20 protein-coding genes are annotated in these 22,306 nt (G+C 72.9%); 5 read left to right on the top strand and 15 right to left on the bottom strand.

Translation table 11 applies throughout. The annotated features are described in order from the left end of the window. Window position 1: 1 nt before the first annotated feature. From ACFT32_RS24970 to ACFT32_RS24950, 5 genes are all read right to left on the bottom strand, one after another. Window positions 2–1,690, bottom strand: a complete 1,689-nt coding sequence (locus ACFT32_RS24970) for a trypsin-like peptidase domain-containing protein (protein WP_382493181.1) — start codon at window positions 1,688–1,690, stop codon at window positions 2–4. Further along, window positions 1,687–2,040 (bottom strand): CU044_2847 family protein, encoded by a 354-nt coding sequence (locus ACFT32_RS24965; RefSeq protein WP_382494628.1) that lies wholly within the window; start codon window positions 2,038–2,040, stop codon window positions 1,687–1,689. The genes ACFT32_RS24970 and ACFT32_RS24965 overlap by 4 nt, the downstream gene beginning before the upstream one ends. A 114-nt stretch (window positions 2,041–2,154) precedes the next feature. Further along, window positions 2,155–3,495 carry a carboxyl transferase domain-containing protein gene (locus ACFT32_RS24960; protein WP_382493178.1) on the bottom strand — a complete coding sequence of 447 codons (1,341 nt, stop codon included), beginning with the start codon at window positions 3,493–3,495 and terminating at the stop codon, window positions 2,155–2,157. Further along, window positions 3,488–4,933 carry an acyl-CoA synthetase gene (locus tag ACFT32_RS24955; protein WP_382493175.1) on the bottom strand — a complete coding sequence of 482 codons (1,446 nt, stop codon included), beginning with the start codon at window positions 4,931–4,933 and terminating at the stop codon, window positions 3,488–3,490. Before ACFT32_RS24955 ends, ACFT32_RS24960 begins: the two co-directional genes overlap by 8 nt. Window positions 4,934–4,988: 55 nt before the next feature. Further along, the gene (locus ACFT32_RS24950; protein WP_382493172.1) at window positions 4,989–6,245 is read right to left on the bottom strand and encodes an SLC13 family permease; all 1,257 of its coding nucleotides are present in this window, start codon (window positions 6,243–6,245) and stop codon (window positions 4,989–4,991) included. Window positions 6,246–6,453: 208 nt separating this feature from the next. On the opposite strand from ACFT32_RS24950, the gene ACFT32_RS24945 reads away from it, so the two are divergent. Beyond that, the gene (locus ACFT32_RS24945; RefSeq protein ID WP_382493169.1) at window positions 6,454–7,161 is read left to right on the top strand and encodes a FadR/GntR family transcriptional regulator; all 708 of its coding nucleotides are present in this window, start codon (window positions 6,454–6,456) and stop codon (window positions 7,159–7,161) included. 14 nt (window positions 7,162–7,175) lie between these two features. Here the strand turns inward: ACFT32_RS24945 and ACFT32_RS24940 are convergent, their stop codons facing one another. Together ACFT32_RS24940 and ACFT32_RS24935 are read right to left on the bottom strand one after the other, a co-directional pair. Next, window positions 7,176–7,475 (bottom strand): hypothetical protein, encoded by a 300-nt coding sequence (locus tag ACFT32_RS24940; RefSeq protein ID WP_382493166.1) that lies wholly within the window; start codon window positions 7,473–7,475, stop codon window positions 7,176–7,178. A gap of 82 nt (window positions 7,476–7,557) precedes the next feature. Then, window positions 7,558–8,640, bottom strand: coding sequence for a MerR family transcriptional regulator (locus ACFT32_RS24935; RefSeq protein WP_382493163.1), 1,083 nt, complete (start codon window positions 8,638–8,640; stop codon window positions 7,558–7,560). 170 nt (window positions 8,641–8,810) lie between these two features. Between ACFT32_RS24935 and ACFT32_RS24930 the strand changes: the two genes are divergently transcribed. The 4 genes from ACFT32_RS24930 (at window position 8,811) to ACFT32_RS24915 (ending at window position 12,872) form a co-directional block, all read left to right on the top strand. Next, complete coding sequence (locus ACFT32_RS24930) at window positions 8,811–9,707, top strand: RimK family alpha-L-glutamate ligase (RefSeq protein ID WP_382493160.1); 897 nt, start codon at window positions 8,811–8,813, stop codon at window positions 9,705–9,707. A gap of 59 nt (window positions 9,708–9,766) precedes the next feature. Further along, on the top strand, window positions 9,767–11,137 hold the full coding sequence (locus ACFT32_RS24925; RefSeq protein ID WP_382493157.1) for an MFS transporter: 1,371 nt from the start codon (window positions 9,767–9,769) through the stop codon (window positions 11,135–11,137). A 131-nt stretch (window positions 11,138–11,268) separates the two neighbouring features. Then, entirely contained in the window at window positions 11,269–12,105 is an 837-nt protein-coding gene (locus ACFT32_RS24920) for a hypothetical protein (protein WP_382493154.1), read from the top strand. Between the two features lie 20 nt (window positions 12,106–12,125). Next, a complete protein-coding gene (locus ACFT32_RS24915) occupies window positions 12,126–12,872 on the top strand; it encodes a hypothetical protein (RefSeq protein ID WP_382493151.1) in 747 nt (248 codons plus the stop codon). Here ACFT32_RS24915 and ACFT32_RS24910 read toward each other — a convergent pair. The 8 genes from ACFT32_RS24910 to ACFT32_RS24875 are packed head-to-tail and all read right to left on the bottom strand — an operon-like array spanning window position 12,863 to window position 22,302. Then, window positions 12,863–13,471, bottom strand: a complete 609-nt coding sequence (locus ACFT32_RS24910; RefSeq protein WP_382493148.1) for a hypothetical protein — start codon at window positions 13,469–13,471, stop codon at window positions 12,863–12,865. The genes ACFT32_RS24915 and ACFT32_RS24910 overlap by 10 nt on opposite strands. Continuing rightward, window positions 13,437–14,264 carry an FkbM family methyltransferase gene (locus ACFT32_RS24905; protein WP_382493146.1) on the bottom strand — a complete coding sequence of 276 codons (828 nt, stop codon included), beginning with the start codon at window positions 14,262–14,264 and terminating at the stop codon, window positions 13,437–13,439. Before ACFT32_RS24905 ends, ACFT32_RS24910 begins: the two co-directional genes overlap by 35 nt. Then, window positions 14,261–14,482 carry a Trm112 family protein gene (locus ACFT32_RS24900; protein WP_382493143.1) on the bottom strand — a complete coding sequence of 74 codons (222 nt, stop codon included), beginning with the start codon at window positions 14,480–14,482 and terminating at the stop codon, window positions 14,261–14,263. The genes ACFT32_RS24905 and ACFT32_RS24900 overlap by 4 nt, the downstream gene beginning before the upstream one ends. After that, on the bottom strand, window positions 14,479–15,384 hold the full coding sequence (locus ACFT32_RS24895) for a hypothetical protein (RefSeq protein ID WP_382494625.1): 906 nt from the start codon (window positions 15,382–15,384) through the stop codon (window positions 14,479–14,481). Before ACFT32_RS24895 ends, ACFT32_RS24900 begins: the two co-directional genes overlap by 4 nt. Before the next feature lie 15 nt (window positions 15,385–15,399). Beyond that, on the bottom strand, window positions 15,400–16,167 hold the full coding sequence (locus ACFT32_RS24890; RefSeq protein ID WP_382493140.1) for a methyltransferase domain-containing protein: 768 nt from the start codon (window positions 16,165–16,167) through the stop codon (window positions 15,400–15,402). Then, window positions 16,164–17,408, bottom strand: coding sequence for a condensation protein (locus ACFT32_RS24885; RefSeq protein WP_382493138.1), 1,245 nt, complete (start codon window positions 17,406–17,408; stop codon window positions 16,164–16,166). The genes ACFT32_RS24890 and ACFT32_RS24885 overlap by 4 nt, the downstream gene beginning before the upstream one ends. Then, the gene (locus tag ACFT32_RS24880) at window positions 17,405–21,532 is read right to left on the bottom strand and encodes an alpha-(1->3)-arabinofuranosyltransferase family protein (RefSeq protein WP_382493135.1); all 4,128 of its coding nucleotides are present in this window, start codon (window positions 21,530–21,532) and stop codon (window positions 17,405–17,407) included. Before ACFT32_RS24880 ends, ACFT32_RS24885 begins: the two co-directional genes overlap by 4 nt. Continuing rightward, window positions 21,529–22,302: a class I SAM-dependent methyltransferase gene (locus ACFT32_RS24875; RefSeq protein ID WP_382493132.1), complete on the bottom strand. Its 774-nt coding sequence runs from the start codon at window positions 22,300–22,302 to the stop codon at window positions 21,529–21,531. The genes ACFT32_RS24880 and ACFT32_RS24875 overlap by 4 nt, the downstream gene beginning before the upstream one ends. Window positions 22,303–22,306: the final 4 nt, after the last annotated feature.

The raw sequence follows: 22,306 nt of genomic DNA, 5'->3' as shown, positions 1-22,306 counted from the left end.
GTCAGGACACCGGCGACCCCGTGTGCGCGGCGACGACCGCGTGCGGGTCGGTGAAGACGCGCGGGTCGTCCCAGAGCAGCTGGATGCCGTGGGCCCAGTGGTCCTCCTCCGCCTCGGCCTCCTCGCGCAGGGCCAGGACGTGGCGCGGGAGTTCGGCGGGCGGTACGGCCGTCACACAGGCGTCGAGCGCGTCGAGGAAGGCCTTGCCGGTGCAGCCGTCCGCTCCGGCGCACTCCTCCTGCCCGGAGTCGCAGCCGCCGCGCGACCACACGATGACCGGGGCGGGCGCGGTGAGCGAGGTGTCGAAGTGCGGTCGGGTGCGGGAGGCGGCCGGGGCGGTGCCGAACCCGGCGAGGCAGGCGTCGGGCCGCCGCATCCGCATCCGCAGCCGCCCGGGCTCCTCCGGGCCGCCGCACTCCACACGGTGCATCCGCGCGCCCGGCAGGGAGTCCAGGCGCTTCCACGCCCGGGTCAGGACATGCCGGGTGCTGGCCTTGCGCCGGGCGTGGTCGGTGACGACCAGCGGGTAGACGCAGCCGAGCGGGGTCGCGTCGTCGGGGGCGCTCTCCCAGAGGTCGACGGGCCAGTCCAGCCAGTCCCGGGGCAGCGAGAACGCGACCAACTCGTCGGCGCCGGGCGTCAGATACCGGAAGGCCGCCTCGATCCGGTCCCGCACATAGGCGTGCAGCCGGTGCTCCTCGACCGTGCCGGAGTCCACCGGGTGCCGTCGTCCCTCGCTGTAGGCGGACACCTCGACCCGGACCAGACCGTCGCCCGCTCCGCTGTGCCCCAGTTCTACGAGGATGGGCGACCAGTCGGGCGCCGACGGCTCCACCGCCGGGGTGTCCAGCAGGGCTTCGAGCCGGGCGGCGAACCGGGACACGGTCCGCGCGGCGCCCGGGCCGTCGAGTTCGCACAGCACGAACAGGGCCGCCGACCACAGCGAGTCGAACCCCTCCTCGGGCGGCGGCGGGTCGAACGGGTCGGCGGCCGCGGTGTAGAGCCGGACCGGGTCGCAGTCCACGCCCGCGCGGGCCGCCTTCTCGACCAGGGCGCGCAGCCGGGCCCGGTCGGCACCGGCGTGGTCCGAGGTGGGCACGAGGCTCTGCAGGCCGGCCCAGTACTGTGCCATGACCTGGGTGGGCATCATCCGGCCGTTGCGCACGTCCCGGCTGCCGGCCGCCGCCGTGACCATGCCGACGACCTCGCCGGTCTCGGCCAGGGTGACGGCGGCCCCGCTGAAGCCGGGGGCCAGGGGCTGGCCTCCCAGGTGCCAGGCCTCCAGCTGGAGCCATTCCCGTTTGATCAACTGGGGTGCGGTGACGCGGTACTCGGCGAGGGTGCCCTCGTCGAAGCCGGCCGGGAAGCCGTAGACGACGAGTTTGCGGGGGCTCGTGCCGTGCGCGGCGTCGACGGGCGCGAGCGCGGCCGGGGCGAAGGGCATCTCCCGGTCCAGTTCCAGCACGGCGAGGTCACCGAGGTCGGTGCCGGCGCCGGTCCAGCCGCCGTGGGCGACGACCCGGGCGGGCACGGCCGGAGAGCCGGGCCGCTCGGTGAAGGTCACCGTCAGGCCGTCGCCGTCCTGCACGACATGGGCGCAGGTCAGCACCGTGCTGGGGGTGACCAGGAAGCCCGCTCCGGCCACCCGGCCGTGTAATTCGATCCGGGCGTGCCACTCGGCGCTGTTCATGAGGCGGAGCCGGCCTCCCGAACACCGGCCTCCGGAGCGGACGGGGACCAGGACAGCTTGACCACCAGGTGGCCCTCGGCGGTCCCCTTGGCGATGAACGCGCCCGTCTCGGCGGACAGTTTCACCCCGAACTCGATCTCCACGCCGTCGGGCTTCAGCGAGCCGTCCCGGAAGACGCGCAGCGCCGACTCGGCGGCGGCGCGCACCCCGTCCAGGGCGCCCTCGAAGGTGCGGGTCGCCTGGACCGTCCCGTCGCCGCGGGAGACCAGGCGGGAGCCGGACCGCTCCTCCACCCCCTCGACCGCGACCACGGCACCGTCACCGGTCCTGAATTCGACCAACCCGTCCACGACACCCCCGTCGTCCCACTGCACTGAGCATTTCCATTGTTACGGAAGGTACTTGATGTGGCGTGGGGCATCCACCGGACTCACGGACCCACCGGACTCACGGACCCACCGGACTCACGGACCCACCGTCCCGCGGATCACCCCCAGCTCCACCAGATCCTGCGGCCGGATGCGGAGCTGGTCCGCCGTCGGCTCCACCTCGCGCGGCGGCCGCTTGAGGATGGCCGCCGCGAGCTCCGGGGCGATCACCGAGAAGTAACTGTCGGGCGTGGCCCAGGTGTTGCCGGGCGCGGCCAGGGCCAGCGCGCCGCCCGAGCCGCCCTCGCCGATCACCAGCGTCGTCACCGGCGTACGGACGCCCGCCACCGCCACGAACAGGTCGGCGATCGCCGCGCCCGCGCCCTGCCGCTCCGCCTCCGCGTCGTTGGCCGCGCCCGGGGTGTCGACGAGGGTCAGCACCGGAATGCCCAGCCGGTCCGCGAGCCGGATCAGCCGGGCGGCGGTGCGATAGCCGGCGGGGCGGGTCGCGGTCCCGGTCTGCGCCGCGTAGGCGACCGTACGGCCCTGGTGCTCACCGAACCCGCACAGCATCCCGTCCGGGTCGGTGCCGCCGCAGCGGTCGCCGCTGATCGCGACCCGGTGGGTGAAATAGGCGTCCAGATAGGCGGCGGCGCGCGGCCGCCGGGGCGAGCGGGCACGCCGGACGGCGTCCCAGCCGGTGCCGGGCAGACCCGCGCTGTCACCGAGCGGTTCCGGCGGCGGGGCGGGCGTGCCGGACGGGGACGTCAGCAGCGGCAGCCACCGCCCCAGCGCCTCGCGCAGCTCCTCCGGCCGTACGACCGCGTCCACCGCCCCCGCCGCCAGCTGCGCCTCGGCCGTGTACGCCGCCGGGTCCGCGTCCGCCGGGCGCACCCGGGAGCCGGCGAAGCCGACCTGCGCCCCGGGCAGCGCGAGGACCACGTCCGCGCCCGCGCCCAGGGTGGCCCAGCCGCCACCGGTCGTCGGGTCGCGCACCACGGCGACCTGGGCAAGACCGGCCTCCCTGGTGAGTGCCGACTGGCGGGCCACCCGCTGGAGCTGGGTCAGCGCGAGCATGCCCTCCTGCATCCGGCTGCCGCCGGTGGCGACCAGCGGCACGACCGGCAGGCGGTGGTCACGGGCGTACGTGTACGCCGCCTCCAGCCGGTCCCCGGTGCGCTGTCCCAGGGAGCCGCCGAGGAAGCCGAACTCGAACGCGATCAGCACGGCCCGGGCGCCGCCGATCCTGGCGGAGCCGCAGACCACGGACTCCTGCTCGCCGGTGCGCTCGGCGGCACGGGCACGGGAGGCGTCGTAGCCCGGCCACCCGAGCGGGCCGTCAGGCCTGGGGTCCCTTATGGACGCGGGGAGTTCGGCGAAGGTGGAGTCGTCGGCGACGAGGGCGACGATCTCGCGAGCCGAGTGCCGGTCACTCATGGGTCAGCGCCCGCTTCATGATCTTCCCCATGTCGTTGCGGGGCAGCGCGTTCAGATGGTGCACGACCCGTGGGCGCTTGTGCGGCGCGAGGCGCTCGGCCACATGGCCGGCCAGCTCGGCCAGGGCGGGCGGCGATTCGGGATCCGCGGGCACGATCCACGCCACGATCCGCTCGCCCAGGTCGGGGTCCGGCTCCCCGGTGACCGCGGCCTCCCGCACCCCCGGGTGTTCGAGGAGCGCGTTCTCGATCTCACCGGCCCCGATCTTGTAACCGCCGCTCTTGATCAGGTCGGTGGCCTTGCGGCCGACGATCCGGACATAGCCGTCGGGGTCGCGCACCGCCATGTCGCCGGTGCGGAACCAGCCGTCGGCGGTGAAGGCGGCGGCGGTGGCGTCGGGCCGGTTGAGGTACTCGGTGAACAGGTTCGGGCCGCGCACCTGGATCTCGCCGACGGTCTCCCCGTCGTACGCGCCGACCTCCGAGCCGTCCTCCTCGACCAGCCGCAGCTCCACGCCAGGCAGCGGCACGCCGACCGTGCCCGGGCGGGCCTCGCCGTCGGCACGGACGCTGGTGTTCATCAGCGTCTCCGTCATGCCGTAGCGCTCGATCACCCGCCGTCCGGTAGCCGTCGCGATCCGACCGTGGTCGTGCACGGGCAGCGCGGCCGAACCGGAGACCAGCAGCCGCGCCCCGGTCAGTGCCTTCACCAGATCCGGGTCACCGGTCACCGCCTCCGCGATCCGGTGGTACATCGTCGGGACGCCGAACAGCATGGTCGCGCCGCCGGCCAGCTCACGGGTCACGCCCTGGGTGCTGAACCGGCCCAGGTGCCGGACCGACCCGCCGCGCCGCAGCGGGCCGAGCGTGCCCAGGACCAGGCCGTGTACGTGGAACAGCGGCAGTCCGTGGACGAGGACGTCGTCGCCGCTCCACTGCCAGGCGTCGGCCAGCGCGTCCAGGGTCGAGGAGATCGCCCGGCGCGGGATGACGGCGCCCTTGGGCGGGCCGGTGGTGCCGGAGGTGTAGACGATCAGGGCCGGGTCGGACTCGCCGGCGTGTTCCTCGGGGGCGGGTCCGGTGCTGTGCACGTCCACATCGAGTCGGGGCAGGTCCCCCACGGGGGAGGGGAGTTGGTCCTCCGGGGCCGTGAGCACCAGGTCGGGGGCGCTGTCCGACAGGATGTGGCCGAGCTCCTTCCCTCCCGACTTCGGGTTGAGCGGTACGGCGGGGACGCCGGCCAGCAGGGCGGCGACGACGGCGACGGCGGTCTCCATCGTGGGCGTCGCCCAGACGGCGACCCGCCTGGCCTCGCCGATGCGTGCGGCGAGGGCGCCGGCCGCTGCGGCGAGTTCTCCGTACGTCAGCGAGCGCTCGCCGAACCGGAGAGCGGGCCGGTCGGCCGGGGCCTCGGTCAGGGCCGGGAAGAGAGGGGTCACGCGTCCGTCTCCTTAGCTGTTGTGCCTGTCTGTCTTCTGCTGGGGCATCGGCCGGCTATCCCCAGCCGGGGACGACCATCACCAGCCATGCCGCCGCCGGTACGACCGCCACCACGATTCCTCCGTACACCATCAGCTGCCGGAAGAAACGCTCGCGGTCGACGTCCGGCGCGGCGGCCAGGACCAGGGCGCCGTTCGTGGAGAACGGGCTCACGTCCACGACGGTCGCCGATACGGCCAGTGCGGCGACCATGCCGATGGCCCCGATCTCGCCTCGTTCCAGGAAGGGGACGGCCAGGGGGATCAGCGCGCCCATGATTCCCACGGAGGAGGCGAAGGCGGAGACCAGTGCGCCGATGTAGCAGAGCAGGAGGGCGGCGAGGAGGGGGACTCCGATGCCGCCGACTCCCTCGCCGGCCCAGGTGATGGTGCCCATCTCGTCGAGGACGCCTACGTAGGTGAGTACGCCGCAGATGAGGAGGACGGTGGGCCATGCGATCTGGGATGTGGCCGTGCGGCTGTCTTCGGGCCACAGAGTGCTGAGGATCACTGCGAGGGTGATGGCGGTGAGGCCCGCGTCCAGGTCGAAGACGAGGACGGCGACGACCAGGGCGAGGAGGGAGGTGAGGGTGGCTGTGCGGGGTGCGGTGAGGGAGGTTTCGTCCGGGCTCAGGGTGGGCGCAGCCGAGTCCGAGTCCGCTCCTTGCGCCCGCAGCTTGAGACCCCCGCACACCACGAACACCACCCCGGCGATCACCAGGTTCGCCGCCAGCGACGCCAGGAAGAGGACGAGTTCGTTGCCCGGGAGCTTCTCGCGTTCGACGATGCCGTTGACGATCGAGCCGTAGATGCTGATCGGGGAGAAACCGCCGGCCTGGGCGCCGTGTACGACCATCGCGCCCATCAGGAGCGGGCTGATCCCGTAGCGCGTGGCGAAGCTGAGGGCGATCGGGGCGACGATCGCGACCGCGGCCGGGCTGACCGCGCCGATCGCCGTGAGCGCGCCGGTCAGGGCGAACATCACCCAGGGGATGAGCGCCACCCGCCCCCGCACGAGCCGGACGGCGGCGTGCACCAGCCAGTCGGTGGTGCCGTTGGCGCGGGCGATCGCGAAGAGGTACGTGACGCCGACCAGGACGACGAACAGGTCACCGGGGAAGCCGGCGAAGATGCCGTCGGCGTCGAGGTCGGCGACGAGCCCGCCCACCCCGAAGGCCGCGGCGAAGGCGAGTGCGCCCATGTTGACGGAACGGGTGGTGGCGATGACGAACACCACGACGAGGACGAGGATCGAGATGAGTTCGGGGGACATACGGGCTCCCGTCGTTGGGCCCCGGAGCGGCTGGAAGCACCTGGGAGTGGCCGAGTGGCTGAACCACTTGAGGTGCGTTGGCTGAAAGCGTGGGTGCGGCCCGGGCGCCCGTCAAGGGGTCGCGCGACAATTGGTTCAGCCACTCGGCCACTGGGTCGGGCGAATGCGACAGGCCCGGTGTTACGCTCCCCGGCGAGAGGGGGACTCCGTGACCGACGCCCTGCGCCCCATGACGAAACAGCGTCTCTACGAACAGGTGCTGGAGCGGCTGCGCCAGTACGTCGCCGAGGGCGGGCTGCGTGCCGGCGACCGGCTGCCGCCCGAGCGTGATCTCGCGCAGCGGCTCGGGGTCAGCCGGGCCTCGGTGAAGCAGGCGATCGTGGTGCTGGAGGTCCAGGGCCTGGTGGAGGCCCGGCACGGGGGCGGTACGTACCTCGTGCGGGACAGCCTCGACACCGAGCCCGTGGAGCGGATGGTCGAACGCCGCAGGCGCCTCCCGGATGTCCTGGAGGCCCGGGAGGCGCTGGAGACGAAGCTCGCCGAACTGGCCGCAGAGCGGCGCACGGAGGACGATCTGGCGGCGATGCGCTCGGCGCTCGCGCACATGACGGAGGAGATCGAGGCGGGCGGTCACGGCGTGGAGGGCGACCGCCTGTTCCACGCGGCCGTGACGGCCGCGGCCCACAGCAGTCTGCTCGCCGAGTTCATGCGCTCCATCGCCGAGCAGATCGCCGAGAGCCGCACCGAGTCGCTCCGCCAGCCCGGCCGCCCGTCCCGCTCCCTCTCCCAGCACCGGGCCATCCTCGACGCGATCGCCGCGGAACAGCCCCGCCAGGCGGCCACGGCCATGCGCCGCCATGTCCGCACGGTGGCGAAGGTGCGACTGCTGGACTGGGAGCCGGGTGAGGAGGAGTAGAGCGGGTCGGGGTGTCAGGCGGCCCCGGTGATACCGGGCGGCACGAAGCGCCGGTGTGCCGGGGCGAAGTGGACTTCGGGCTGACCGGGGAGCCCGACCTCCTTCACGGCCGGGGCGAGCCGCTCGGCGAAGAAGCGGTGGAAGTCCGCTTCGGCGTTCCATACGTCGGTCACGTGCAGGACGCCCGCCTCGAACCAGGCCACGTGCAGGACGAGCCCGTCCGCGGCCTGCTCCTCCCAGCGCACCGAGTCCCGCATCGCGTCGTACTGCTCGGGCGCCACTCCGGCCCAGCGCAAGGACAGCACAGCAGCCATGGGAATCCCTTCCTCGGTTCGGTGTCCTCGTTCAGTAGACCGGGCGGGCTCGGTCACGGCCCGTGGTTCTGGGCCGTCGGGGTCACGCCGCCCGCTCCACCACGTCCGCCACCACACAGCTGACGTTGTCCGGGCCGCCTTCCTTGTTCGCAGCGCCGACCAGGGCCTCGACCGTCTCCTCCGGGGTGATCTGCGAGGTGAGGAGGCCGAGGATGCGGTCCTCGGGGACGACACTCGACAGGCCGTCGGAGCACAGCAGGTAGCGGTCGCCCGGGTGGGCGTCGTGCAGGCGGAGGTCCGGGATCACCGTCGCCCCGCCGCCCGTCAGGGCCTTCAGGAGGAGGGTGCGCTGCGGGTGGGAGAGGGCCTCCTCGGAGGTCAGGCGCCCCTCGTCGATCATCGACTGGACGACCGTGTGGTCGTGGGTGATGAGGAACAGTTCGCCGTCGCGCAGCAGATAGGCGCGGGAGTCGCCGATGTGCACCAGGGCCAGCCGGGAGCCCGTCCACAGCAGGGCGGTCAGGGTCGTGCCGATGTCGTCGGCGCCGGCGGCCACGTTCTGGACGGCCTGGGCCGCGCCCCGTACCGCGTCCTCCAGGAGGTTGAGGACCCCGCCGGCCGGGATCTCGTCCGTGTCCAGGGAGCGCAGGGCCGCCACGGCGGCGCTGCTCGCGGGCGCGCCCGCCGGTCCGAAACCGTCGGCGACGGCGAGCAGCCGGGTGCCCGCGTACGCGGTGTCCTGGTTGGCGGGACGGACGCGTCCGGTGTCCGAGTGGGCGGAGTAACGCAGTTCCAGCACGGTGGTGTCCTTTCCTGGCTCTTGCGAGTCCGTCGTCAGGTGATCGACCAGGAACGCGGCGAGGTCCCGCCGCACCGCCGTCTCCGCCTCGACCCGCGCCCAGTAGGCGCGGATCTCCCGGGCGGCGGCCGTCGAGTCGAGCGCGCACAGCCGGCCCACCTCGCGGATCTCGGCCAGCGGCATGCCCAGCCGCCGCAGCCACGCCACCAGCCGGGCCTGCTCCAGCTGGGCCACCGCGTAGTACCGGTATCCCGTGTCCGGGTCCACCCGGGCGGGCCGCAGCAGGTCCAGCTCGTCGTACAGGCGCAGTGCCTTCGGCGAGAGCCGGCACGCCTTCGCGAACGCGCCGATCGTCAGCATCTCCATGCGTCCCCCGCCTTCCTCGTGCTCGTCGCGCTCGTCATGCTCGTCGCGCTCGTCGTGTTCCTGGGTTCCGCCACCGATGCTGGGGCTTCACCGAAGGTGAAGGTCAAACAGGGGGTCGAGGTTCCGTCGGCCATTGTTAGCCTGCTCCGGAATCGATCGTTTGCCCGAGAATGGAGCCCGCCGTGACCGGCACCCCGCGCATCGCGCTCGCCACCTACGACCCCGGCGGCGAGGTGACCAAGGACCAGGACCTGCCGGTGCTCGCGGACGCGCTGCGAAAGGCCGGGGCCGAGACCGCCGTCGTGTACTGGGACGACACCGAGGTGGACTGGGCCGGGTTCGACCTCGTCGTCATACGGTCCACCTGGGACTACAGCTGGCGGGCCGAGGAGTTCATGGCGTGGGCGGAGCGGTGCGCGAAGGTGACGCGGCTCGCCAACCCGGTGGACGTCGTGCGGTGGAACGCGGACAAGAGGTACCTGGGCCGGCTCGCGGAGGCCGGAGTACCGGCCGTGCCCACCCGCTACTTCGCGCCCGGCGACCCCGTCGACCTGCCCGACGGCCATGAGTACGTCGTGAAGCCCACCTCCGGCGCCGGCGCCCGCTACGCCGCCCGCTACCCGGCCGGGGAGCGGGACGCGGCCCTGCGCCAGGTCGAGCGGATGCACGCCGAGGGCTTCACCGTCATGCTCCAGCCCTATCTGAGCAGCATCGACACCGACGGCGAGCGGGCCCTGCAGTTCTACGGCGGACGTCTGCTGCACGCCAGCCGCAAGGGCGCCGTCCTCGCGCCGGGCACCCCGTACGACGCCGACAAGATCGCCCACCCGGACCTTCGGCCCTGGGAGCCGACCCCCGCCGAACGGGCCGTCGCCGAACGTGCCCTGGCCGCCGTGCCCCTGCCCGGTGATCAGGAACTGCTGTACGCGCGCGTGGACCTGGTCACCGGGCCGGACGGGGAGCCGTGCGTGATGGAACTGGAGCTGATCGAGCCGAATCTGTTCCTGTGGCTGCACCCGGATTCCCTGCCCAGGGTGGTGGAGGCGGTGCTCGCGGCCGCCGGCTGATCGCGGCGACGCGTGGGGCATACGTCCCACAGTGAGGCTTTTGGTGTACTGGTAGGGCCATGCCCTCCGAGCGACGGTCCTGGGCACCGCTGCTGGCGGTGTGTGCCGGGTACTTCATGGTGATCCTGGACGTGACCGTCATCAACGTCGCCGTGCCGGTGATCGGGCGGGAGCTGTCGGCCTCGCTGACCGGCATCCAGTGGATCACCGACGGGTACACCCTGGTCTTCGCCGGGTTCCTCCTGACGGGCGGTGCGCTGGGGGACCGGCTGGGCAACCGGCGGGTGTTCTGCACGGGCGTCGCGGTGTTCACCCTGTCCTCGGCCGCGTGCGCGCTGGCGCCCGACGCGCCCTTCCTGGTGGCGGCCCGGCTGGCCGAGGGGCTCGGGGCGGCGCTCATCGTGCCCGGTTCCCTGGCGCTGCTCCAGCAGGCCTACCCGGAGAAGGCCGTACGGTCACGGGCCTTCGGGCTGTGGGGTTCCATGGCGGGCATCGCGGCCTCCGCCGGGCCGCTGCTGGGCGGGCTGCTCGTCTCCACGGCGGGCTGGCGCTGGGTGTTCCTCATCAACCTGCCCGTCGGCGCGGCCTGTCTGGCGCTGACCCTGCGGCACGTCGGCCGCTCGCCCCGGCGTGCCGACAGGCCCCTGGACTGGCCCGCGCAGTGCGCGGTCGTGGCGGCGGTGGCCCTGCTGACGGCGTCGCTCAACGAGGCCGGACGGCGGGGCTGGACCGACCCGGCCGTGCTCGCCGGTGCGGGCCTGGCCGTACTGGCCGCCGCGGCGTTCGCGCTGCGCGAGCGGCTGGCCCGCTCCCCGGTGCTGCCCCTCGGCCTGCTGCGGTCGCGTGCCATGAGCGGCGGAGCCGTCATCGGCCTGCTGTTCAACTTCGGTTTCTACGGCATGGTGTTCACCGCCAGCCTGGAGTTCCAGCATCAGCGCGGCTTCAGCGCCCTCGGCACCGGGCTCGCGCTGTTCCCGGCGGTGGCGATGACCATGTTCGCCTCCGTCCTGTCCGGCCGGCTGACCCGCCGCACCGGCGACCGTCCGCTGGTGGTCTCCGGCATGCTCCTGGCCGCTCTCGGGCTGGCCGGCTGGGCCGCGGCGGGCGCCGATCCCGCCTACGCGCTGCTGGTGGCCCCGATGATGGCCGCCGGATTCGGTACGTCCTTCGCCCTCACCGGCTCGACCACCACCGTGATGGGCGCCGCACCCGAGGCGTACTCGGGGGCCGCCTCCGCCCTGTTCAACACCACCCGCCAGATCGGCAGCGCCACCGGCGTGGCCCTCGGCGGCAGCCTCCTCGCCTCGGCCACCGACTACGGCACCGGGATCCGCACCAGCATGCTCATCGGCGCCCTCGCCTATCTGGCCGCCGCGGCCCTCGCCTGGCGCTGCGTGCCCGCGAAGGCCGAACGGTCCGACCGTCCCTAGGGCTTAGGGCTCACGTCTCCGGTTCCGAGCATCACGAATCCGGACGAACTACTGGCCAATATCCCCCACTTGGCCCAATCTCGCGATGTACGGTCGTCGCCGAAGCCGTCGAGCCGCACGCTGGAGTGGGCATGGGGAGCAGCTTTCGCTACTGGGCCGAGCGCGTCGTGCTGGGCCTCACGGCCACCGTCGGCATCGCCGTGACCCTGGCCGATCAGGTGGACCTGCTCGACGGTCTGGCCGGCGACACCGTTCCGAAGCTCACACTGCTCATCCTCAGCACGGTCACGCTGTTCCTGCTGTTCGAGATCGACCGGCTGAAGGCGCTCGACAACATCAGCACCCAGCTGTCCAGACTGGACATCGACGCCCTCGCGCGCGACCTCAAGCACGACCACTACGGCGGTGTGGTGCGGGTACACCGGCGCTTCCCCGAGGAGACCTTCGAGGGGTTCCTGAACGGCGCGGACCGCGAGGTCACCATCCTCCAGACGTGGATCCCCAACGTGCACCGGTTCGAGTCGGCGCTGAAGCAGGCCATCGTCGACCGCAGGGTCCGGGTGCGGGTCCTGCTGCTGCACCCCTCCTCGCCGGTCGCCGACCTGCGCAACGAGGCGCTGCGCGGCCTGCGGGACCCCGCCCTGGAGGAGGACGTCCAGGCGGGTGTCGCCCGCTGTCTGTCGACCCTCGCCTCCCTCTTCCAGAGCGTGCGCGACGACGACCGGGCACGGTTGCAGGTGCGGGTGTACCAGGCACTGCCGTCGATCGCCGTCTACAAGGCCGACGAGCACTACCTGGTCAGCTCCTTCCTGCACGGCCGACTGGCCATCGACTCCACCCAGTTGGAGATCGAGGGCGGCGGCACCGTGATGGGCGCGGAGATCCAGCAGGAGCTGGACACGTTGTGGCGCATCGGCCGTGACGTGGACCTGGACGACTGGCGCAGGTCGGTCGACACCACCCAGTGACCCGTGGAAGGGGTACGCACATGAGAGACCTGGACGAGTTCGAGGACGCCCTGATCGAGCGGTTCCGGCAGCACCCCGTGCTGGCCGGCACCGCGAGCCTCCCGGACGCCGACTTCGCCGCCCTGCTGCTCCAGCGGCGCTTCGTGTCCCTGGCCTTCACGCCCTCGTACGACCTGGCGATCGACCTGCTCCGCGACGAGGCGGGGCTGCGGATCGCCCGGGCCATCCTGCGCGAGGAGTACCCGGACGGCCGCGGCCACACCCGCTCCCACCGCGAGGACATGAAGGAGGACCTGCTCCAACTGGGCATCACCCGCGAGGAGCTGGTCGCCTCGCGGCCCACGGAGGCCACCCGGCGGGCCGTCGAGGAAGCCTTCGCGCTGATCGCCGAGGCGGGCGGGAGCGACGACGCCGATCTGCGGCTGCTCACCTTCCTGCGGTTCTGGGGCGAGGTCCTGGTGTCCGTCGAGTACGAGCACCTGTGGCAGCGCATGGCACCGGTGCTGGCGGGTGACGGCGGGCGCAACCGCTCCCGCTTCTACTACCCGCACTACGTCCACGACGCCAAGGCCCACCCCCTCACCGCCGTCTCCCTGCTGTCGGCCACGCACTCCGACCGCCTGGCCACCCGGATCAGCGAACTCCTCGCACGGGGGCGGAACTCCGACGTCTTCAGGGAGACCGAGGAGCGGGCCCTCCACCTCAAGACCGCCTTCTACGACCAGTTCCTCCCGGCCCTCGACCGGGCCGGGATCCCTCAGCCCTGACGGCCGGTGACGGCCACCCGCTGCAACAGCCCCCACGTGAACTCGGCGACGACCTCCCGCCGCACTCCCGCCGCGTCCGGCGCCGCGAACGCCAGCCCCCACCGGGTCGGCGCCGTGCCCTCCAGGGGACGGGCCGGGGCGAAGGCGCGGGCCGCCTCGTCCACCGTGCAGGACCAGGGGACGAGATCGTCGAGGGTGCGCAGCTCGGGGCCCTCGGCGCCCGGCGCGCGGACCAGCCACTCGTTCCACACGGCGCCGTTCGGGGCGGTCAGCACCTCGAAGCGCAGGGCGGGCCAGAGCGGCACGGGCCACAGCCACGCCTCGCAGTCCAGGTCGCCGATGCGGCGCGGTGTACGGGACTCCGCCTCACCGAGGACCGAGCGGTAGCGGGACAGGGGCGGGCGGGAGCGCGGGGAGCGGAGCATCGCCTGCCAGCGTTTGTTCGCCTCGCGCATGTCCGCGAGGGAGACTCCCAGCCCGTGCCGGGCGTCCTCCACCAGGCCGGGATTGTGGTCGGCCATGCGGCGTAGCAGCACCAGCTGGAAGTCGAGCGGGGTGAAGGGGCTAGCGGGGCGCTTTCCGGAGGGCATGGGAACCATCGTCGCCCACCGGGGCCGTTCCGGGGCGGCGGCCGTCGGGCAGGAACAGCACCGAGTTGACGTAGCGCGGGCCCCTGAGCAGGGGAGAGGGCAGGACGCGGCGGAGCAGGCCGTGGGAGACGACGTAGGAGGCGTCGGCCTGGTGGTCCTCCAAAGGGAACCCGGCCAGCGGCACCCAGGTGTCGCCCGGCAGCACCCAGCCGTCGTAGCCCAGCAGGGACAGATAGGTCACCACCGGGGCGATCGGCTGGATGCGGGACTCCAGCTCCACGAACAGGGCCGGACGGTCGCGGGCCAGCAGACCCGTCGCCCCGCGCAGGACCGCCGGCTCGTTGCCGTCCACGTCGATCTTGATGAAGTCGACGTTCCGCAGCCCCAGTTCGTCCAGCGTGACGCAGGGGACGTCCAGCGCCCGGCCGTGGATGTCACGGCGGACCAGCGAGGACACGCCCCGGTCGCCCGAGTCGTCCGACGGCAGCCACAGACGGGCCAGGCCCGGGCGGTCCGAGGCCGCCGCGCGGACCACCCGTACGTTCGGCGGGACGGCGGCGGCCAGCAGCCGGGCCAGATGGGGCACCGGCTCGATCGTCACGACCTGCTCGGCGCGGCCGGACAGCCGGTGCGTCCAGGGGCCGTACCAGCCGCCGACGTCCACCGCCGTACCGCAGTCCGGCGGGCACAGCTCGGCGAGCCGGGCCAGCTCCGGTTCGAACCGCGGATACAGGGCCCGGGCCGTCGCGGCCACCAGCCGGGTGGGCAGGAGGGGAGCGAGGCGGGCCGCCAGACTGGTCACGGTGCCATCCTCTTGAGGAGTGCCTCGTGCTCGTCGTCCGGCACCTGCTCGCCCGAGGACGGCAGCAACTGCGGAATGCCGTCGAGGATCGGATAGCGGCGGCGCAGCCGCGGGTTGTACAGGGCCTCCTCCTGCTCGGCCTCCTCGGCCAGCAGATGCAGCGGGCCCTTGTCGAGCGGGCACGCGAGGATCTTCAGCAGCGGGTCGTCGGGCTTCATGGCGATGCCAACTCCTTGGCGGGGGAGGGCTCCTGGGGAGCGGAGTCGTGTTTGGGCATGGTCAGCAGTACGGCGACGGCCAGGGTGGTGCCCGCCACCCGCAGCGCGAGCCGCAGTGGCTCGTCCGGCAGCGCCTCGCCGAACGACAGCGTGCCGAGCACCGCCGTGAACAGGCAGGTCACGGTCGTGCACACCGGCACGATCAGCGAGGCCCGGCAGCGCTGCAGCGCCGCCTGCGACATCACCAGGCCGAACACACCGGTGAACAGCAGCAGATACGGATACGGGGAGGCCAGCAGGTCCAGGACCGCGCCGCCGATCCCGCTGGTCGTCAGATGGCTCGACACGCCCTTGATGGCCAGCGAGCTGACGCCGTACAGCAGGCCCACCGCCACGCCGTACTCGACGCCGGTCGTCGGGCGCCGGTGCCGGTTGCGGGCGCGCCGCTCGGCGGAGCCGTACAGCCACACCCCGGCCGCCAGCGACGGCACGCACACCAGCAGGATCAGCGGGTAGGGCGCCTCCTGGCTGACCGAGTCCGAGCCCTCGCGCAGGGACAGCACCACCATCAGCAGCGCGAGCAGGATCGCCCCGAGGGCGTACCGCTCCCGGCCGGTCGTCTCCTCGCCGAGCAGCCGCGCCGACAACAGCACCAGCAGCACCAGACCGGAGACGAAGATGCCCTGTGCGGCGGCGATCGGCAGCGTCCGGTACACGGCGAGCTGGGCGGCGAACCCGGCCGCGAGCGAGAGCGAACCGCCGATCCACAGCGGGCTGCCGAGCACCAGGCGCAGCAGCCGGGCGGGCTGCCGGATCGTTACTTCCGGCAGGGCGGCGAGCGCGCGCTTCTCCAGGACGAATCCGGTGCTGTACAGGACGTTCGCCAGCAGGGCCGCGGCCACTCCCCACCACATGGGCTACGTCCTCCTGGCGTGCAGCAGCAGGATCGACGCCAGCCGTGGCCGGGCGCAGGCGAGCCGGTCGAGCGGCCTGAGGGGGCGCGGTACGCCGTGGAAGGGAGCGCCTTCGAGCCGTACGACCGTGAATCCGGACGCGGCGACGAACTCGGTGAGCGCGCGGGCGGTGTAGAGGCGGAGGTGTCCCACGACCTCTTTGCCCGGGCGGCCGTGGATGCCGCGCAGGCTGACCTCCGAGAAGACCGGCTGGACGCCGGCGAGCAGCAGGGCGCGGTTGTACCAGGCGGCCAGGTTCGGGGTGGACAGCATGAGATGCCCGCCGGGCCGCAGGATCCTGCGGATCTCGTCGAGCGCGGCGTCCGGGTCGACGAGGTGCTCGATCACCTCGCTGAACAGCACCGCGTCGGCCGACTCGGAGGCGAACGGCAGCCCGCCACCGGTGAGTTCGCCGCGGACCGCGTACGGGACGCGGGTGCGGGCGCGTCTGAGGGCGTCCTGGGACCAGTCGACGCCGATGACGCGGTGGCCGGGCAGGAGGGGCGCGGCGGTGGCGGCGGCGGTGCCGTCGCCGCAGCCGATGTCGAGGACGGTGCGGGTGCCTTCGGAGGCCGGGCCGAGGGCCCGGGCCAGCATGCGGGCCTGGCGGAGGCTGCGGGGGGTGCCGGAGGCGACGGGCACGGCGGGGTTCTCGTAGAAGTCGCGCAGGTCGCGGGGTGGGGGTGCGGGGGTGGTGCTCGTCGTGGTCGTAGGCGTAGGCGTAGGCGTCACGGGGTCACCTCCGTGGTGTGCAGATAGTGCTCGAAGAGGTCGCGGAGGTGGGCGCCGTCGCCGTGGCTGAGCAGGGCCCGGGACCAGCGCAGGGCCAGATGGAGACGGCCGGCCGTGGAGGCGGTGGTGACGGTCAGGCCGCGCGGCATCCGGGCCGGGGCCGAGAACCACACCGCGTGCGCGCGGCCCGCCTCCTCGCCGAAGTCCAGCGGGTACGGGATGCGGCCGATGTTGCTGAGCAGGGTCGTCGACGTCCAGGGTGCGGCGGCCCTGCGCAGGCCACGGGTGAGGGCGGCGCGGGCGGCGACCGGGGCCCAGGGGGTGGTGAGGAGCGCGGCCCCGTGGCCCAGTTGGGGGCGGGGCAGGGCCTTCAGCGCACGGGTCCGCTCCGCGGTCCGGCGGAGCAGGGTGGGCATCTCGGCCTTCAACTCGGCTGGTGCGAACGGTACTTCGACCAGACGGGTGCCGTTGCCGATGGGCATCGTGGTGTCGCGGGGGCGGTCGTCCACGGGCATGGTGATGCGCAGGGGGCGGGGCCGGGCGCCGTGTTCCCTGTTCCAGTGGGCGATGGTCAGGGCCGTGGTGACCATGAGCTGGTCGTTGACGGTGTAGGGGGAGCCCTTGGGGCGGTGCGGGAGGGGCAGCTCGGTGACGAGCATGCCGTTGCCGGGGGAGGGGTCGGGTGTGCCTTGCGCCACCCGCGCGGGGGGTGACCAGGTGGTCGGGGTGTCCGGGGGCTCTTTTCCGGGTTCCGCGGGGCGGGTCGGGGGTGCGGCGGGGTTGTTGTCCCTGCCGCCGTAGAGCTCCGCGGCGGTGGCGAGTATGCGGAGGCAGGCCGGGCCGTCGAGGGCGGTGTGGTTGATGGTGAGGAAGAGAACCGATCCCACTGCCTCGAGTCGTATCGGGGGCGACATCGACAGGGGTGGTGCCTCTGCCAGCGCCCTTGTTCTGGCGTCCTGCAACGCCCGTGGCCCCGGCGGGGTGAAGGTCACCACCTCCGTGTCCGGTTCGCCCGTCAGTTCCCACTCGTAGCGGCGGCGGAACCAGGGTCCCCTCGCCTCCCGCATCAGGATGCGGGGGTGCCGGTGCAGGGCCTCCGTGAAGGCCTTGCGCAGGCGGGGCTCGTCGAGGGGGCCGGGGAGGTGGACCTCGATGTGGACCGTTTCCGGTTCCTCCTCCTGGAGGCAGTGCCGGGACACCTCGTCCACCACCGGGAACGGGATGCGTACCGGTGCCGTCATGCGGGCTCGTCCTTCCCTGGTTCTCGCAGGCTCACGAGTCCCGCGAACAGGCCGATCAGTGCCAGGAGTTGAGCCACCCGGCCGAACGCTCCCGCGCCCGACCCCACCGGCTCCCCGGCGCCGGTCGCGGCTGCGATCCCCGCCCCCGCCAGCGCCACGAACGCGATCGGCACCAGCAGGGCGTGCCGCCGCGAGGCCAGCAGCGCCAGCACCGGGACCAGCAGCGCGAACCAGCCCGCGATCACCACTCCGACCAGCGTCAGCGCCACCGTGCCGAGCCACAGCCCGGGCAGCGGCGGGACCGGCTGAGGCGCGTCGGGGTTGGGGGCGCGGCGGCGCCACAGGGCGAGGCCCAGCAGCACCGCGATACCGGCGCCGCTGCCGATCAGCCCGGCGTCGTAGGTGGTGGCCGGTTCGTACGACAGCTTGACCGCGCCGCCCGCCCCGGCCGGGATCCGCCAGCCCTGCTGCCAGCCGTCCAGCCGCACCGGGGTCAGCTCCTTGCCGTCCAGGGTGGCCTTCCAGCCGTCGTTGAAGTTCTCGTACGTGGTGAAGTACGAGGCGGCGCCCGAGCCGACCGTCACCTCGCGCCGGTCGCCCAGCCAGTCCCGTATCTCCATCTCACGCCCGGCCGCTGCGGCCTCGGGGATCGTCCCGCGGGCCAGGGTCACGTCCGTGAGGGCGAGGGGGCCCGCGTCGCCGCCCTCCAGCCGGTGTTCGCCGGCGGGGAGCCGCACCTCCGAGTCGCCCCGGCCCTCCTGGCAGAGCGTCACCTCGACGCCCCGCCGCTCCACCAGATCCCGCACCGTCCCCTTCACGCCCGTCTGGTACAGCTCGCCGTCCAGCGCCACGTCCGGCCCCTTCCCGCACGGCAGGGAGAACTTCCGGGTGCCGTCCGGCTGCGGGGTGCGGTACTGGTCGAGGGCCGGGAGGTACGCCTCCGTCAGGCCCACCGGGAGGCGCAGGTCCTCGTCGGCGACCGGGTTGTGCAGGGTCAGCGGGGCGGTCTCGGTGACCGTGATGTCGAGCCGGTCCGTGGTGATCGGCGGGAAGCGGACCCAGCCGTTCTCGTCGACGCCGGCGATCGTCGCGCCGTCGGGGGAGCTGATGTGCACCTGGGAGGCACGGGTGGACAGGCCGCCCGCGGGGGCCAGTACCAGCTCGCCCACCGCCTGCTTGCCCTCCCAGCTCAGGTGGATCGTCGGCCGGTCGCCCGCGATCCACGCCGTCGTCAGATCGCCGTCGGTGAGGTTGCGTGCCGTCAGGCCCGCGCCGAGGCTCGCCGTGGAGTCGGCGGTGGCGACGATCCGGGTCTGCTGTTCGGGCGCGACCTCGTAGAGCAGCCGGTCGAGTTCCTCGCCCGGCACCGGCACCGCGTTCGCCTTCACCTCGTATGTCCCGGCGGCCGGTGTCGTGAAGCGCCGGTGCAGGCCGGCCTCCGTGCCGACAGCGGACAGGCCGGTCGGGTCGGAGGCGCGGTGCAGGGAGACCAGGGTGGCGGGAGCGGTGGCGTTGTCCGCGTCCGTCGGCAGCTTCAGCAGCCGGGTCACCTGGATGTCCGGCAGGTCGATCTCGGAGAAGCCCGCGCCCGTCAGACCGGCCCGGCGCTCCACCGAGTCCACGATCGTCAGCTTCATCCACCGGCTCGTGCCCTCGGGCGCCTTGATCCGCTGTGTCTTGCCGTTCGGCTGGAGGAAGCTGGTCTTCGAGCCCTTCTCGGTCTCCACCCGTACCTTCGTCGCCGCGGCCCGCACGCTCTCCTGCGGCAACGGCGTGACCTTGAAGGAGGACGGCATGTCGTAGGGGCCGGTGAAGCCGACGCGCAGCCACTGCCCGTCCGGCGTGTCCGGCGCGCCCTCCGCCCACGCGGTGTCCGGGTTGCCGTCGAAGGCGTTCACCGGGTCGTACTGCGGCAGATGGAAGAGCCAGTTGCCGTACGAGGAGGCGGTCACCGAGTCGGCGCCGCGCAGTTCGGCCACGGTCTGGTGGTCGGTTCCCTCGGCGGGCAGGATCTGGCGCGGCTTCTCGCCCGGGTCCTGCTGGGCGTCGGGCGCGTTGCGCTCGTCCCGCGTGTACGTGTACGACGTACCGGCGTTGACCAGGCCGAACCGGGTGTCGGCGCGCCGCATCCCGTCGCCCACCACCTGCACGGCAGGGGTGCCGAGCCCGGGATGGTTGTCGCCGGTCAGGACGGCCGCCCGCCCGCGCAGCCGGGACGCCAGCGGCAGCAGCGCCTCCGGGCCGCCGGACACCACGGCCGTGTCGGAGACCGGGGTGAGCCCGGCCTGCCCGGGCCGGAGCACGTCCGTGTCGGCCGGCCGGTAGATCTCCACCGCCCGTTGCCGCGCGTACAGGCCCTCGACCTGGAGCGGCGCGTCCTGCGCGATCCGCCCGCCGGTCATCACGGGACCGAGCCCCGTCACCCGCTCGTACCCGGACTGCTCCAGCGTCCGCTTGACCGTCGCGGTCGGCACCGCGCCGATCTGATCGGGATCGAGATCGTTCCGTACGACGACGTAGTACAGCCCCGCCCGGCTCAAGTAGTCAACGAGACCCGGGACTTCGCTTCCCGACAGCAGCGCCTGCTCGACGGCGTCCATCGCACGCCGGTTGCCGGGCGTGCCGAACGGAACGTAGTCGCGTTGCGCCCAGCGCGACTCGGCGAGCACGTCGAGCGGCTGGTCGATGGGGGAGCCCCAGGTGTACATGCCGTGCGCGGTCGCCGGGACGACCAGGGCACGGGAGTCGGGGGAGTACTTCTCCAGCCAGTCGGCCGTGGCCTCCCAGTAGGTGGGGAGCTTCTGGAAGGAACCCGGGTTGAGGATCGAGCCGTTGAGGTACGGCAGCAGCAGCCCCGGCAGGACAAGCACCGCCGCGATCAGCGGGGCGAGGCGCCGGCCGCGCACCGGGCGGGCCCCGCGCGGCTCGGCGGCGACACCCACCAGATGGACCATGCCCAGTACGAGCGCCAGCGCCAGCCCCGCCTGGAACTTGTAGATGTTCCGGAACGGCGACAGCCACCCGTCCAGCCAGCCCTGCACCACCCCGTGGAACGGCGCCCCGAACGCCCCGCCGTACCCGGCGAGCAGCACCAGCGCCGCCACCAGCACGGTCAGCACGAGCCACCGTCGCTCGGGCAGGTCCCGCCGGGCGAGTCCGGCGAGCCCCAGCCCGGCCGCCAGGGCCGAGCTCACGATCACGACGACCGACGAGGCCACGGCCCACCCCGCGGGCAGCCACGCCTCACCGAAGTGCAGATAGGCGACCCAGTTCCCGGCGCCGCGCAGCGCCTCGGTCGCCGACATCGTGTCCGTCGTGGTCTGCGCCGTCTCGATGTACGGCAGGAAGTTCTCGCCGTAGACCCCGAGCAGCAGCAGCGGCACCCACCACCAGGCCGTCACGACGATCACGGCCGGGGCCCACCAGACGATCAGCTTGCGCTGCCGGGGCCCGGGCGGCCGGGACAGCAGATAGAGCCCGACCGGCAGCAGCGAGGCCAGGGTCGCCGAGGCGTTCACCCCGCCCATGAACGGCACGAGCAGCGCGGAGCGCAGCGCGGCGACCCGGGCCGCGTACCGCTCGTTCGTCAGCGGCAGCAGCACCCACGGCAGGAACGCGCCGGGCAGCGCGGCGGCCGACGTCGACCCGATGACGGTCGTGAACACCGGCCACAGCGCGTACGCCACGGCCCCCAGCAGCCGGGAGGTGCCACTGCCCACCCGCAGCCGCTCGGCCAGCCGCAACGCACCCCAGAAGGCGACGGACACGACGACCGACAGCCACAGCCGCTCCGCCAGCCACACCGGCAGCTGTACGAGGTCGCACAGCCAGTAGAACGGCAGCATCGGCCAGAGATAGCCGACGTACTGGTCCTGGATCCCGCCGAACCCGGCCCGGTCGTGCCACAACTGGCCCAGGTCGGCGAGGAACTGCCCCGGATCGACGGTGACGCCCAGCTTGGTGTCGAAGGTCTGCCGCCCGGGTTGAACCACCAGGAACAACACGAACACCACGGCCCAGAAACCCAGCAGCCAGCGCCGCGACCGCGGGCCCTCGGGGGGACCCGCCGCGGTCGCGGTGGTGGGAACGGCTGCCGGTGGAGGAGCCTGGACCGTGGTTGTCATGTAGGACACCGCCGCAGAATGAGGAGGAGGTTCCAGGTGGCGAACTCGCGGATCCCGGGCGCCTTGACGACGGTCTCCGCGAGGAAGGGCCAGTAGCGGGAGCGCGCCGAGACGACCGTGACGTCGTCGCGGGCACGCACCTGCCGCAGGGTGGAGCCGATGTGCACGGCGAACAGGTTCTCGCCGAGCGTGTGCTTGGCGGGCTTGCCGGTCCGCCGCAGATAGCGGGCGCGGGCCCGCTCGGCACCGAGGTAGTGCCACGGGGCCCACTCGTGCCCGCCCCACGGCGACAGCCAGTTGGTGAACGACACATAGATCAGCCCGCCCGGGCGCGTCACCCGGGCCAGCTCACTGAGAAAGGTCTCCGGATCGGCCACGTGCTCCAGCACGTTGGAGGAGAAGGTGACGTCCGCGATGCCGTCCCGGAGGGGCAGCAGATACCCGTCGGCGACCACCGCGCCGCCGGGCGGCTTCTCACCCAACTCGGCCATGTCCGGCTCGAACAGATAGGCATGGGCACCGCGACGCCGGAACTCCTCGGTGAAGTAGCCACTGCCGCCGCCTATGTCCAGGACGGTACGCCCGGCGACAGGGCCGTCGTAGGCCTCGACCTGGTCGGCGGCGTCACGGGCGAGCAGCGAGTAGCAGTAGTCGGGATCGTTCTGCTCGTGGAGGAAGGCACGGAACAGGGCAACAGATCTTCGAAACGAGGGGTCTTTCCTATAGGGGCGCGGGGCTGTGACATGTGCGGCTCCGCCGCGTGGGCGCATGGGT

The organism is Streptomyces sp. NPDC057002, from assembly GCF_042673825.1.
Taxonomy (GTDB): domain Bacteria; phylum Actinomycetota; class Actinomycetes; order Streptomycetales; family Streptomycetaceae; genus Streptomyces.
This window is presented reverse-complemented; position numbering and strand designations above follow the sequence as displayed.